The sequence below is a fragment of the Rubrivivax soli genome (genome assembly GCF_049810355.1).
Lineage (GTDB): Bacteria > Pseudomonadota > Gammaproteobacteria > Burkholderiales > Burkholderiaceae_C > Rubrivivax.
This window is the reverse complement of sequence record NZ_CP187368.1, coordinates 3,510,975-3,523,252: the sequence shown is the minus strand read 5'-3', so window position 1 is coordinate 3,523,252 and position 12,278 is coordinate 3,510,975. Positions and strand designations below refer to the sequence as shown.

Annotated in this window: 13 protein-coding genes, 1 pseudogene and 1 riboswitch; of the genes and pseudogenes, 7 read left to right on the top strand and 7 right to left on the bottom strand. The window is 71.5% G+C overall.

Annotation, left to right across the window (positions count from 1 at the left end):
* Positions 1–48 precede the first annotated feature (48 nt).
* A riboswitch (cyclic di-GMP riboswitch) is annotated at positions 49–137 on the top strand.
* 175 nt (positions 138–312) lie between these two features.
* A pseudogene (locus tag ACPOLB_RS16090) lies at positions 313–1,006 on the bottom strand (YggS family pyridoxal phosphate-dependent enzyme).
* 48 nt (positions 1,007–1,054) lie between these two features.
* On the opposite strand from ACPOLB_RS16090, the gene ACPOLB_RS16085 reads away from it, so the two are divergent.
* The 3 genes from ACPOLB_RS16085 to ACPOLB_RS16075 are packed head-to-tail and all read left to right on the top strand — an operon-like array spanning position 1,055 to position 3,790.
* Entirely contained in the window at positions 1,055–2,098 is a 1,044-nt protein-coding gene (locus ACPOLB_RS16085; protein ID WP_425257024.1) for a type IV pilus twitching motility protein PilT, read from the top strand.
* A 6-nt stretch (positions 2,099–2,104) separates the two neighbouring features.
* Positions 2,105–2,629 (top strand): cyclic nucleotide-binding domain-containing protein, encoded by a 525-nt coding sequence (locus tag ACPOLB_RS16080; protein ID WP_425257023.1) that lies wholly within the window; start codon positions 2,105–2,107, stop codon positions 2,627–2,629.
* A gap of 24 nt (positions 2,630–2,653) precedes the next feature.
* The gene (locus ACPOLB_RS16075; protein ID WP_425257022.1) at positions 2,654–3,790 is read left to right on the top strand and encodes a PilT/PilU family type 4a pilus ATPase; all 1,137 of its coding nucleotides are present in this window, start codon (positions 2,654–2,656) and stop codon (positions 3,788–3,790) included.
* 34 nt (positions 3,791–3,824) lie between these two features.
* On the opposite strand, the gene ACPOLB_RS16070 is transcribed toward ACPOLB_RS16075, so the two are convergent.
* Together ACPOLB_RS16070 and ACPOLB_RS16065 are read right to left on the bottom strand one after the other, a co-directional pair.
* Positions 3,825–5,165, bottom strand: a complete 1,341-nt coding sequence (locus ACPOLB_RS16070) for a tetratricopeptide repeat protein (protein WP_425257021.1) — start codon at positions 5,163–5,165, stop codon at positions 3,825–3,827.
* A 92-nt stretch (positions 5,166–5,257) separates the two neighbouring features.
* A complete protein-coding gene (locus tag ACPOLB_RS16065) occupies positions 5,258–6,265 on the bottom strand; it encodes a PEP-CTERM sorting domain-containing protein (protein WP_425257020.1) in 1,008 nt (335 codons plus the stop codon).
* Between the two features lie 214 nt (positions 6,266–6,479).
* Between ACPOLB_RS16065 and ACPOLB_RS16060 the strand changes: the two genes are divergently transcribed.
* Complete coding sequence (locus ACPOLB_RS16060; protein ID WP_425257019.1) at positions 6,480–7,385, top strand: NAD(P)-dependent oxidoreductase; 906 nt, start codon at positions 6,480–6,482, stop codon at positions 7,383–7,385.
* Between the two features lie 12 nt (positions 7,386–7,397).
* On the opposite strand, the gene ACPOLB_RS16055 is transcribed toward ACPOLB_RS16060, so the two are convergent.
* A complete protein-coding gene (locus ACPOLB_RS16055) occupies positions 7,398–8,030 on the bottom strand; it encodes a BON domain-containing protein (RefSeq protein ID WP_425257018.1) in 633 nt (210 codons plus the stop codon).
* Positions 8,027–8,581, bottom strand: a complete 555-nt coding sequence (locus ACPOLB_RS16050) for an SIS domain-containing protein (protein ID WP_425257017.1) — start codon at positions 8,579–8,581, stop codon at positions 8,027–8,029. Before ACPOLB_RS16050 ends, ACPOLB_RS16055 begins: the two co-directional genes overlap by 4 nt.
* Before the next feature lie 184 nt (positions 8,582–8,765).
* Here ACPOLB_RS16050 and ACPOLB_RS16045 point away from each other — a divergent pair, with 184 nt between their 5' ends.
* Positions 8,766–8,954 carry a hypothetical protein gene (locus ACPOLB_RS16045; RefSeq protein ID WP_425257016.1) on the top strand — a complete coding sequence of 63 codons (189 nt, stop codon included), beginning with the start codon at positions 8,766–8,768 and terminating at the stop codon, positions 8,952–8,954.
* A gap of 7 nt (positions 8,955–8,961) precedes the next feature.
* Here the strand turns inward: ACPOLB_RS16045 and ACPOLB_RS16040 are convergent, their stop codons facing one another.
* Positions 8,962–9,357 (bottom strand): YraN family protein, encoded by a 396-nt coding sequence (locus tag ACPOLB_RS16040; protein WP_425257014.1) that lies wholly within the window; start codon positions 9,355–9,357, stop codon positions 8,962–8,964.
* Between ACPOLB_RS16040 and rsmI the strand changes: the two genes are divergently transcribed.
* Positions 9,350–10,270: a 16S rRNA (cytidine(1402)-2'-O)-methyltransferase gene (gene rsmI, locus ACPOLB_RS16035; protein WP_425257012.1), complete on the top strand. Its 921-nt coding sequence runs from the start codon at positions 9,350–9,352 to the stop codon at positions 10,268–10,270. The two genes, ACPOLB_RS16040 and rsmI, sit on opposite strands and share 8 nt — an antisense overlap.
* A gap of 13 nt (positions 10,271–10,283) precedes the next feature.
* Here the strand turns inward: rsmI and ACPOLB_RS16030 are convergent, their stop codons facing one another.
* Positions 10,284–10,622, bottom strand: a complete 339-nt coding sequence (locus ACPOLB_RS16030; RefSeq protein ID WP_425257010.1) for a hypothetical protein — start codon at positions 10,620–10,622, stop codon at positions 10,284–10,286.
* Between the two features lie 192 nt (positions 10,623–10,814).
* Between ACPOLB_RS16030 and tldD the strand changes: the two genes are divergently transcribed.
* Positions 10,815–12,278: a metalloprotease TldD gene (tldD, locus tag ACPOLB_RS16025; RefSeq protein ID WP_425257009.1), complete on the top strand. Its 1,464-nt coding sequence runs from the start codon at positions 10,815–10,817 to the stop codon at positions 12,276–12,278.

Below are 12,278 nucleotides of genomic sequence, written 5' to 3'. Positions count from 1 at the left end.
ACGCCGCGCGCGGCTTCGCTAGAGTGGGCCGGCCGGTTGCGGTGCAGCCGGCGGGAAGGGCAAACCCGTCGAAAGGCGGCGACGCAAAGCCACCGGGCTGCAGCGGCACACGCCGCCATGCCAGCGGGGCTGCCGGCAGCGAACGGGCGCAGAGCCCGGCGCCGCCGACCTTCCCTTTCATCCGTCCACCGACATTGAAAGGGATCCCATGCAGCGAAAGACCCACGTCCTGGCCCGTGCCGGCCCCGCGGCCGGCGGCCGGCGCTGAACCCACCCGGGTTGCCAGCACCGGCCCTGCGCGTGGGGCGGCCCCTATCTTTGGCCGAAGATCGCCGTCCCCACGCGCACCAGCGTCGCCCCTTCGGCCACGGCCGCTTCCAGGTCGGCACTCATGCCCATCGACAAGGTGTCGAGCTGCAAGCCGCCGGCGTTCAACGCCGCCATCAGTTCCCGCAGCGCCCGGTGCGGCACGCGCTGGGCCGCCCTGTCGGCGGCGGGCTCGGGGATCGCCATCAGCCCGCGCAGACGCACGCGCGCGGCCGGCAGCGCCGCCACGGCCTGTGCCAGCGCAGGCAGGTCGGCGGGCGCCACGCCGCTCTTGCTGGCCTCGCCGCTGACGTTCACCTGCAGGCACAGCTGCAGCGGCGGCAGCCACGCCGGGCGTTGTTCGGCCAGGCGCTGCGCGATCTTCAGCCGGTCCACCGCATGCACCCAATCGAAGGCTTCGGCCACGGGCCGGGTCTTGTTGCTCTGCAGCGGTCCGATCAGGTGCCACTGCAGCTGCGCGCGCAGGTCGGCCAGCTGCGCGATCTTGTCCAGCGCTTCCTGCACGTAGTTCTCGCCGAAGTCCTGCTGCCCGGCTGCGTGTGCGGCGCGCACCGCATCGGCGCCGAAGGTCTTGCTCACCGCCAGCAGCGTGACGCTTTGCGCGTCGCGGCCCGCGGCCGTCGGCCGCGGCGGCGATGCGCCGCTTCACTTCTTGCAGGTTGCTTCCGATGCTGCCCATAATCCCCCGAGACTCTAGGCGCGCGCCTGCACGGCGCGCGCGTCATTCATGGATATCACCCAGCTGCTTGCGTTTTCGGTCAAGAACAAGGCTTCCGACCTGCACCTGTCGGCCGGGCTGCCGCCGATGATCCGCGTGCACGGCGACGTGCGCCGCATCAATGTCGAGGCGCTGGACCACAAGTCCGTGCACGACATGGTGTACGACATCATGAACGATGCGCAGCGCAAGCACTACGAGGACACGCTCGAGTGCGACTTCAGCTTCGAGATCCAGGGGCTGGCGCGCTTCCGGGTCAACGCGTTCAACCAGAACCGCGGCGCGGGTGCGGTGTTCCGCACCATCCCGAGCAAGATCCTCACGCTGGAGCAGCTGGGCACGCCCAAGGTCTTCGCCGAGCTGGCGCTCAAGCCGCGCGGCCTCGTGCTGGTGACCGGCCCCACGGGCTCGGGCAAGAGCACCACGCTGGCGGCGATGGTGAACCACCTGAACGAGAACGAGTACGGCCACGTGCTCACGGTGGAAGACCCGATCGAGTTCGTGCACGAGAGCAAGAAGTGCCTGATCAACCAGCGCGAGGTCGGCCCGCACACGCTGAGCTTCGCCAACGCGCTGCGCTCGGCGCTGCGCGAGGACCCCGATGCGATCCTCGTCGGTGAGATGCGCGACCTCGAGACCATCCGCCTGGCGCTCACCGCGGCCGAGACCGGCCACCTAGTCTTCGGCACGCTGCACACCAGCAGCGCCGCCAAGACCATCGACCGCATCGTCGACGTCTTCCCCGCGGCCGAGAAGGAGATGGTGCGCGCGATGCTGTCGGAGTCGCTCGTGGCGGTGATCTCGCAGACGCTGTGCAAGCTGAAGGACGGCTCGGGCCGCGTCGCGGCGCACGAGATCATGATCGCCACCTCGGCCATCAAGAACTTGATCCGCGAGAACAAGATCGCGCAGATGTACAGCTCGATCCAGACCGGCCAGAGCCTGGGCATGCAGACGCTGGACCAGAACCTGGCCGACCTCGTGCGCCGCAACGTCATCGCGCCGATCGAGGCGCGGGCCAAGGCCAAGATCCCCGAGAACTTCCCGGGGTAGCGCCAGATGCACTGGGCCGCCCGCGCCGGGCAAGTGGGGGCCGAGCCGGCCAGCGCCGCCGACACCGCTGCGGGCCTGGCGGCGCTGCAGACGCTGTGGGCCGGCGGCCGCGCCGGCGCCTTCGACGCGGCAGCGCTGCAGCGACTGAGCGGCTACCTGCAGTTCGTGCGCGTGCGCGCGGCGCAGCGGCTGATCCTGCAGGACGAGCCCGGCGACTTCATGCTGGTGGTGCTGGACGGCAGCGTCGCGGTCGAGCACATCACCGGCGGCCCGCGCGTGGCGCGGCTGGCCGAGGCGCGGCCCGGCGACGTGCTCGGCGAGATGGCCCTGCTCGACGCCGGCCCGCGTGCGTCGGACTGCACGACACGCACCGATTGCCTGCTCGCAGTGCTGGAAACCGAGGCGCTGCTGCGCCTGATGCGCGAAGATCCGCAGCTCGCGCTGGTGCTGCTGGCGGCGCTGGCGCGGCGGCTGTCGCTGCGGCTGCGCCAGGTGAGCACGCGGCTGTCGGCCCTGCTGACCGACGTTTGAGACTCTGCGCACGAAGGAACACGGATGGAACGCGACCAGGCATCGAAATTCGTCAACGACCTGCTGCGGCTGATGGTTGGCCGCAACGGCTCGGACCTGTTCCTCACCGCCGACTTCCCGCCCGCCATCAAGGTCGACGGCAAGATCACCAAGGTCAGCCCGCAGCCGCTGACCGGCCAGCACACGCTGCAGCTGGCGCGCGCGGTGATGAACGACAAGCAGGCCGCCGAGTTCGAGCGCACGAAGGAGTGCAACTTCGCGATCTCGCCGTCGGGCATCGGCCGCTTCCGCGTCAACGCCTTCATGCAGCAGGGCCACGTGGGCCTGGTCTGCCGCACGATCCCGCAGACGCTGCCCACCATCGACGCGCTCGGCCTGCCCGTGGTGCTGAAGGAGGTGGCGATGGCCAAGCGCGGCCTGGTCATCTTCGTCGGCGCCACCGGCTCGGGCAAGAGCACCTCGCTGGCGGCGATGGTCGACTGGCGCAACGAGCATTCCTACGGCCACATCATCACGATCGAGGACCCGGTGGAGTTCGTGCACCCGCACAAGAACTGCATCGTCACGCAGCGCGAGGTGGGCATCGACACCGACGGCTGGGAGCAGGCGCTGAAGAACACGCTGCGCCAGGCGCCCGACGTCATCCTGATGGGCGAGATCCGCGACCGCGAGACGATGGAGCACGCGGTGGCCTTCGCCGAGACCGGCCACCTGTGCATGGCCACGCTGCACGCCAACAGCGCCAACCAGGCGCTGGACCGGGTCATCAACTTCTTCCCCGAAGAGCGGCGCGCACAACTGCTGATGGACCTGTCGCTGAACCTGAAGGCGCTGGTCAGCCAGCGCCTGATGCCGCGCCAGGAAGGCCGCGGCCGCGCCGCGGCGGTCGAGATCATGCTGAACACGCCGCTGATCGGCGACCTCATCTTCAAGGGCGAGGTCAGCGAGATCAAGGAACTGATGAAGCGCAGCCGCGAGCTCGGCATGCAGACCTTCGACCAGAGCCTGTTCGACCTCTACGAAGGCAACGTCATCACCTACGAAGACGCGCTGCGCAACGCCGACTCGGTGAACGACCTGCGGCTGCAGATCAAGCTCAACAGCAAGCGCGCACGCACGCAGGACCTGGCGGCCGGCACCGAGCACATGCGCGTGGTGTGAGCCCGCGGCGGCCGGCACCGGCCGCCGCCCGTCGTCAGAGCGTGGTCAGCAGCTGCCGCGCCTGCTCGGCGCCCGGGAAGTTCGCCGACAGCGCCAGCGCCTCCTGCAGGGCCTTGCGCGCCTGCGCCTTGTCGCCGGCCTCGACCAGCGCCTGGCCCAGGTGGAAGCGGATCGCGGCGTCCTTCGGCGCCAGCTTCGCGGCCGTCTGCAGCGTCTTCACGGCCGCGGGGCGCTTGCCCTGGGCGCGCTGCACGGCGCCCAGCGTGTCGTGGAACTGCGCCGCGCGCGGGTTCAGCGACACCGCCTTCAGCGCCCAGGCCTCGGCCTGGGCCAGGTCCTGCTTGCGCTCGACCGCCAGCGCCGCCAGGTTGTTCAGCGCCGAGGCCTGCTGCGGGTCGGCCGCGATCGCGCGCTGGTAGGCGGCCACGGCGGCGTCGATGCGGCCCCGCTGCTGCTCGACCATGCCGGCGCGCATGTGCGGCAGGCCGAGCTTGGGCGCCGCCTGGGCGGCCGCGGCGAAAGCCTGCAGCGCCGCGTCGGGCTGGCCCTTCGCGTCGAGCACGTCGCCCTTGAGCATCAGCGCCTCGATCAGCGCCGGCTGGATGGCCAGCGCCTTGTCGACCTCGGCCAGCGCCGCGTCGGGCTTGCTGCGCGAGAGTTCGGCGCGCGCCAGTGCCACGAGCGGCAGCGGGTTGCCCGGAGCCAGCCGGGCGGCCTGTGCGAGCTCGGTGGCGGCGCCGTTGACGTCGCCCAGGCGCAGCAGCGTCTGGCCCAGCCCGTAGCGCGCGCCGGCATGACCGGCGTTCAGCGCCAGGGCCTCGCGGTACAGCGCCGCGGCCGGCTGCAGCTGGCCGCGCGCGACGAGCAGGTCGGCGAGGTCGATGCGCGGGCGGAACGCGCGGGCGTCCAGCTGGGCGGCGCGCCGCAGGGCGGCCTCGGACTCGGCGTGGCGGCCCTTGAGTCCGAGGAAGCGGCCCCACGACGCCTGCGCATCGGCATTGTCGGGCCTGGCCTTCACGGCCTGACCGATCCACGTGCCGGCGTCGTCCACGCGAGAGGCCTGGAACGCCAGCTCGCCCATGCCCAGCATCGACGGCACATGGGCGGCATCGAGCTTGAGGGCCTCCCGGAAGGCGGCCTCCGCAGCGCCGCGGTCCCCCTTGGCCAGGGCTTCGATGCCGCGCTGGTACGCCGCCGCCGCGGGCGCGGGGGCCGTGGCGCTCGCCGCCGGCATCGGCTTGGACACCACGGGCGCCGCCCCTGCCAGCGGCGCGGCCAGCGCCAGCAGCGACACCAGCGCACACCGTGCTGCCGTGGAACAGCCCGGGCGCGGCCCGGAACGTGGCGGGCGCGCCATGCGTAGCGTTGCGTTCATGCGGAAATTCTAGTGTTGCAGGCACGAAAAAGCCCCTCGGGCCAATTGGCGCGAGGGGCTGCGATCGGTCACGACGTGACCGCGTCGGATGCTCAGGCTTGCTTGCGGCGGCGCATCGCGCCCAGGCCCGCCAGCGCCAGGCCGACCAGGGCCAGCGAACCGGGTTCCGGCACCGGGATCGGCGTGCCGCCGACACCGCTGAAGCCGAAGATGTAGGTCGCCGGCGCGCCGGTCACCTCACCGCCGCGCGACTGGCCGAAGGAGTACAGCTCGATGTCTTCCGCGCCCACGGCAGCCAGGGCAGCGCCTTCGCTGGTGGCGGCGCCGTAGAAGATGTTGAAGGTGTAGCTCTCGCCATCCTCCAGCGTGCCGAAGTTGAAGCGGAAGTACGCGCCGTGGTCGTCCAGGCCGTTGTCGTCGAAGTCGACGTCGACGGTGGCCGGGTCGCGGGCGCCGAAGTCATTCAGCGGGTTCGCGGTGTTGAAGCCGTTGTTGTGCGACTTCTCCAGCAGCGTGGTGGTGGCAGTGCCGCGGATCGACACGTACTCGTCGAACTCGGTCGGCGGGATGTCCCAGTCCATCACGCGCACGTACTTGACGTTGTTGACGGCGGCGCCGGTGTTGTTGGTGATGGTCACCGTGTTCTTGAACAGCGCGCTGGTCTCGGTCGAGGCCGAGTAGGCCTGCGTGACGGTCAGGCCGCTCAGCGAGGTCAGCGCTGCCGACGTCGTGACGGTGCTGCCGGTGACGCCGGTGGCGGCGCCGAACGTCAGGTTGACGGGGCCGCCGTCGGTGCTGACGTTGGCATAGCCACTGACGATGTTGTTCACCGACACGCCCCAGCCTTCGCAGTAGCAGCCGGGGGCGGTGGCGTCACGCCAGGTGCCGTCGGGGAACTTCGAGGCCAGGCCGGTGCGGCCGGCGTTCACGGTGATGTTGGGGTCGGTGTTCAGCGAGCCGTCGTCGTTGACACCCAGGGCGACCGTGGCCGTGGCCGCGTTGCCGGTGTTGTAGATGACGGTGCCAGCGTGTGCTGCGCCGGCGAACAGGGCGCCGGCAGCCACGATGGCGGCGGCGACGGAGGTGCGGTTGAACTTCATGGTGTTTGGCCTTCCTGTGGAGCGACACGGTGACAGCGGTCATCGCTGTACAGGCTCTGCAAAGCAACCGCCGGGCCAGATCAGAACTTCCTTGCGAATCAAGCACTTGCGCGGGCGATTCCCAAGCAGGGGGCGAGGTCTGTAAAGCGCATCGACAACGCCGCTTCCCGCAGGCTGGGGAGGCGGCACCCGGCTTCGTGGCAGCATCACGGGCATGAGCACACGCACCTACGACACCGTTGCGCCCCGCCGCGTCGCCTTCCTCGGCCTGGGCGTGATGGGCCACCCGATGGCCGGCCACCTGGCCCGTGCCGGCCACCAGGTCACCGTCTACAACCGCACGCCGGCCAAGGCCGCGGCCTGGGCCCAGGAGTACGGCGGGGGCGCCGCAGCCACCCCGGCTGCCGCCGCCGCGGCGGGCGGCGGCGCCGAGTTCGTGTTCGCCTGCGTGGGCAACGACGACGACCTGCGCTCCGTGGTGCTGGGCGCGCACGGCGCGTTCGCCGGCATGGCGCCCGGCGCGGTGTTCGTCGACCACACCACGGCGTCGGCCGCCGTGGCGCGCGAGCTGGCCGCGGCGGCCCGGGAACGCGGCCTGCACTTCATCGACGCGCCGGTGTCCGGCGGCCAGGCCGGCGCGGTCAACGGCGCACTCACGGTGATGTGCGGCGGCGACGCCGCCGCCTTCGACGCCATGAAGCCGGTGGCCCTGGCGATGGCCCGCGCGGTCACGCGCGTGGGTGACAGCGGCGCCGGGCAGCTGGCGAAGATGGTCAACCAGATCGCCATCGCCGGCCTCGTGCAGGGCCTGTCGGAGGCCATCGCCTTCGGCCAGCAGGCCGGGCTGGACATGCCGCTGGTGCTGGACGTCATCGGCAAGGGCGCGGCGCAGAGCTGGCAGATGGACAACCGCGGCAAGACCATGGTCGAGGGCCGCTTCGATTTCGGCTTCGCCGTCGACTGGATGCGCAAGGACCTGGGCCTGGTGCTGGATGAGGCGCGCCGCAACGGCGCGCAGCTGCCGGTGACGGCGCTGGTCGACCAGTTCTATGCCGACGTGCAGGCCGCCGGCGGCCGGCGCTGGGACACGTCGAGCCTGATCACGCGGCTGAAGAAGTAGCCGCGGCCGGCGTCAGCGATTGGGCCGCGCCACGGTGCCGGCCAGTTCCTCTTCGCTGATCACGTCGAAGACGCGCACCACCTTCTGCACGCCCGGCACCGAGCGCGCGATGTCGCTGGCGCGGTTGGCCTCGCGCTCGGTCACCAGGCCCATCAGGTAGACGATGCCGCGCGCGGTGACGACCTTGATGGCGTGGGCCTGCATGTCCTTGGCCTCGACCAGCGTGGCCTTCACCTTGGCCGAGGTCAGCGAGTCGCGCGAGCGGTCGCCCAGCGTGGCGTTGGGCTGCACCGCGAGCTCGTTGACCACCGAGCGCACGTTCTCCAGCCGCAGCAAGGCCTCTTCGACGCGGGCGCGGTCGGGTTCGGTGGGCACTTCGCCCGACACCAGCACCATGCGGTTGTAGCTGGTGACCTGCACGTTGCCGAGCGTCGCCAGTTCGCGCACGCGTGACGACGCCTTCAGCTCGATGGCCTGGTCCTCGACCTGCGCGCCCGAGGTGCGGCGGTCGATGGCGATCATGCTGCCGCCAACCATGGCGCCGCCGACGATCAGCGGCGCGCAGGCGGACAGCGCTGTGGCCGTGCAGGCCGCGGCCAGCAGCGTGAGCAGCGGGCGCCGCGCGTGGGCAAGGGTGGTGTTCATGGATCCTGGTCTCCCAGCAGTTGCAGGTCGATCGCGTCGCACAGTGCGTGCAGCACCAGCAGCTGCAGCTCGAGCACGCGCATGCTGCGCGCGGCCGGCACGGCGATCGTCACGTCGGTTTCGGCCAGTGGTTCGGCCAGCAAGGCACTGCCGGCAGCCGCCAGCAGCACCACGGTCATGTCCTTGCCATGCGCGGCGTCGATGGCCACCTGGGCTTCGTCGACCGGGCTGTCGCCGCCGTGCAGCAGCAGCAGCACGTCGCCCGGATGGCCCAGCGCCTGCAACTGCAGTGCCGGGGCCGGCTGCGGAGCCAGCAGCAGCGCCGGCAGCGGCGGGCGTTCGCGCTCGAAGCGGCCGACGAAGAGCGCCGCGACGTGGCGCGCCAGCACGGCCGTGCCGCCGCAGCCCGCCACCATGACCTTGCCGCCGCTGGTGATGGCACCGAGCAAGGCACCGGCAGCGTCGGCGATGGGCCGCGCCAGCGGCTCGGCGGTGCGGTACTTCAGGTCAGCGCTGTCGAAGAATTGCTGTTGGATGCGCTGTTCGAGCATGGACATGCATGATAGGACACGCACCTTTGCACACAGGTTCCGTCGCCCGGGCAAGCGTGCAGCGAAGGGCGAACATTTGAAACCGCGCCAGGCAGGCGGCGAAACGGCATCGATACCGGCGGGCACGAGACTGCTGTCCACGGTGTTGCCACGGTGGCGACACCATCATCAGGAGTCTGTTTCCATGTCCATCCGTTCCCTTTCCGCCCTCATCGCTGCCCTGGTTCTTGCCCATCCGGCCATGGCCTCGAAGACCGAGGCGAAGAAGTTCTGCGCGCCCAAGGATCCGATCTGCGCTTACGCAAAGAGCGACGCCGGCCCGGTGGCGCGCATGAAGTTCTGCGCGCCCAAAGACCCGATTTGCGCGTACTGAAGCCCGCTCAGCCGCCCGGATCGTCGAACGCGGCACGCAGCCAGTCGATGGTCTCGCCGTCGACCGTGACGACGTCGAAGCGGCACGGCGGCAGCGTGTCCCAGCGCAGCAGGTAGTGGCGCGCGGCATAGGCGATGCGCCGTTGCTTCGTGCCCTGCACGCTGGCGGCCGCGCCGCCGCGCGCGGCGCTGGCGCGCGCGCGCACTTCACAGAAGACCAGCGTGCCGTCGCGGTCGCGCAGCACGAGGTCGATCTCGCCGCCGTGCGCGGCGGGGCCGCGGGCGACCCGATAATTGCGCTCCAGCAGCGTCAGCCCGCGCGCCTGCAGCCAGGCCGCGGCGCGCGCCTCGGCGGCGTCGCCGACCGCCTTCGTCGTCACCCCACCGGACCGGCTCTTGAACATCGACACCTCCGTGCTGCGCGCGGCGGCGCAGGCCGCCGCCGGCCACCAGCACCATGCCGGCGCCGCACTCTACGTGGTGGCCACGCCCATCGGCAACCTGGCCGACACCACGCTGCGGGCCATCCACGTGCTGGGGCTGGTCGACGCCGTGGCCTGCGAGGACACGCGTGTCACCGCGACGCTGCTGCGCCACCTGGGGCTGGACAAGCCGCTGCTGGCGCTGCACACGCACAACGAGCATCAGGCCTCGGCCGCGGTGCTGGCGCGGCTGGCGCAGGGCCAGGCCGTGGCCTACGTCAGTGACGCCGGCACGCCGGCGATCAGCGACCCCGGCGCGGCGCTGGTGGCCCATGCCGCCGCCGCGGGCCACGCCGTGGTGCCGATCCCCGGCGCCAGCAGCGCCACCGCGGCGCTCAGCGTCGCGGGCGACACCGTGGGGCAGGGCTTCGTCTTCGTCGGCTTCCTGCCGGCCAAGGGCGGCGACCGCCGCACGGCGCTGGCCGCCTGCCTGGCGTCGGCCGCGACGCAGGTGCTGTTCGAGGCCCCGCACCGCATCGAACAGCTGGCCGCGGCGCTGGCCGACGCCGCGCCGGCACGGCGTGTCACGCTGTGCCGCGAGCTGACCAAGCAGTTCGAGACGGTGGCCACGATGGCGGCCGCCGCGCTGCCCGCCTGGCTGGCGGCCGACGCCCACCGGCTGCGCGGCGAATTCGTGCTGGTGCTGCATGCGCTGCCGGCGGTGGCGGTCGACGCCGACGCACTGCCCGCGTCCGCACTGCGCACGCTGGACGTGCTGCTGCGTGCCCTGCCGCTGAAGCAGGCGGTGGCGCTGGCGGCCGAGTTGAGCGGCGCGCCGCGCAACGCGCTCTACGCCCATGCGCTGCAGGCGCGTGGGGACGGCGCCAGCGCCTGAGCCGCAGGCGGCGTCAGCGGCCGGCCGCTTCCTGGCGGTCGTGCTTCTGGCGCCGGATGTCGCGGCTGGCCTTGTTCTGCAGGTGCGCCACCCTGGCCTTCTCGGCCGCGGTGACGGTGCCGTCGGCCTGCGCGCGGTTCTCGACGCGGTCGATGCGGTGCTGCTGCGCGTCGAGCCGGGCCGTTTCGCGGCGGGTGAGTTCGCCGCTGGCCACGCCCTGGTCGATGCGCGCTTCCTGCTTGGCCTGCCGGGCGTCGATGCGCGGCGTGGGGGTCTGCGCGAACACCGCGCAGGCGAACAGCGACAGCGCGGCGGCCGCCAGGGGGGTGCGGAAGGTGCGGATCGTCGACATGGCGTTCTCCTCGTTGCAGGCGGTGCGGACATCGCCCCGCGCGTGGACACAACGCCGTCATGCTGCGGCCCGGTGACGGCGCCCGCATGAAGTGGCGTCAAGAACTGTGAAGGCCCTGCAAGCAGGCGTCAGCACGGGGCGACTCCTACAATCGAGGCCCTTTCGCCCCCCCTCTCGCACGAAGGCGCGCCCATGATCACCCGCGAACCCACCCTCGAACGCCTGGCCATCGCGCAATCGCTGATGCTGGACCCTTTCGGCCTGGGCGAGACGGCCATCGCGCGGGCGCTGGCCACGATCTCCGAACACCGCGTCGACGACGCCGACCTGTACTTCCAGACCACGCGCCACGAAGGCTGGAGCCTGGAGGAAGGCATCGTCAAGAGCGGCAGCTTCAGCATCGACCAGGGCGTGGGCGTGCGCGCCGTGGCCGGCGAGAAGACGGCGTTCGCCTACAGCGACGACCTCAGCGAAGCCGCGCTGCTCGACGCCGCGCGCACCGTGCGCACGATCGCCGCCGCGGGCCAGAACCGGCGCGTGCAGCTCGCGCGCAAGCCGCGCGTGGCCACCAGCCGCGTGCTGTACGGCCCCACCGACCCCATCGGCTCGCTCGACAGCACGCAGAAGGTGGCGCTGCTGGAGAAGGTCGAGAAGCTGGCGCGCGCGAAGGACCCGCGCATCGTGCAGGTGATGGCCGGCCTGGCCGCCGAGTACGACGTGGTGCTGGTGGCGCGCGCCGACGGCACGCGCGCCGCCGACGTGCGCCCGCTGGTGCGGCTGAGCGTGACCGTGATCGCCGAGCAGAACGGCCGCCGCGAGGTGGGGTCCGGCGGCGGCGGCGGCCGCTTCGGCCTGGGCTACTTCCAGGACGCGCAGATCGAGGCCTACGTGCAGCAGGCCGTCAACGCCGCGCTGACCAACCTCGAGAGCCGGCCGGCGCCCGCGGGCGAGATGACGGTCGTGCTCGGCCCGGGCTGGCCCGGCGTGCTGCTGCACGAGGCCGTGGGCCACGGCCTCGAAGGCGACTTCAACCGCAAGGGCAGCAGCACCTTCGCCGGCCGCATCGGCCAGCGCGTGGCCGCGAAGGGCGTGACGGTGCTCGACGACGGCACCATCCCCGACCGCCGCGGCAGCCTCAACGTCGACGACGAAGGCCACGCGTCGCAGCGCAACGTGCTGATCGAGGACGGCATCCTGAAGGGCTACATCCAGGACAGCCTGAACGCGCGCCTGATGGGCGTGAAGCCCACCGGCAACGGCCGCCGCGAGAGCTACGCGCACCTGCCGATGCCGCGCATGACCAACACCTACATGCTGGCCGGCGACAAGCCGAAGGAAGAGATCATCGCCAGCATCAAGCGCGGCCTGTACGCCACCAACTTCGGCGGCGGCCAGGTCGACATCACCAGCGGCAAGTTCGTGTTCTCGGCCAGCGAGGCCTTCTGGGTCGAGAACGGCAAGGTCCTGTACCCGGTGAAGGGCGCCACGCTCATCGGCAACGGTCCCGAGGCGATGAACCGCGTCAGCATGATCGGCAACGACCTGCAGCTCGACACCGGCGTCGGCGTCTGCGGCAAGGACGGCCAGAGCGTGCCGGTGGGCGTGGGCCAGCCCACGCTGCGCATCGAACGCCTCACCGTCGGCGGCACGGCCTGA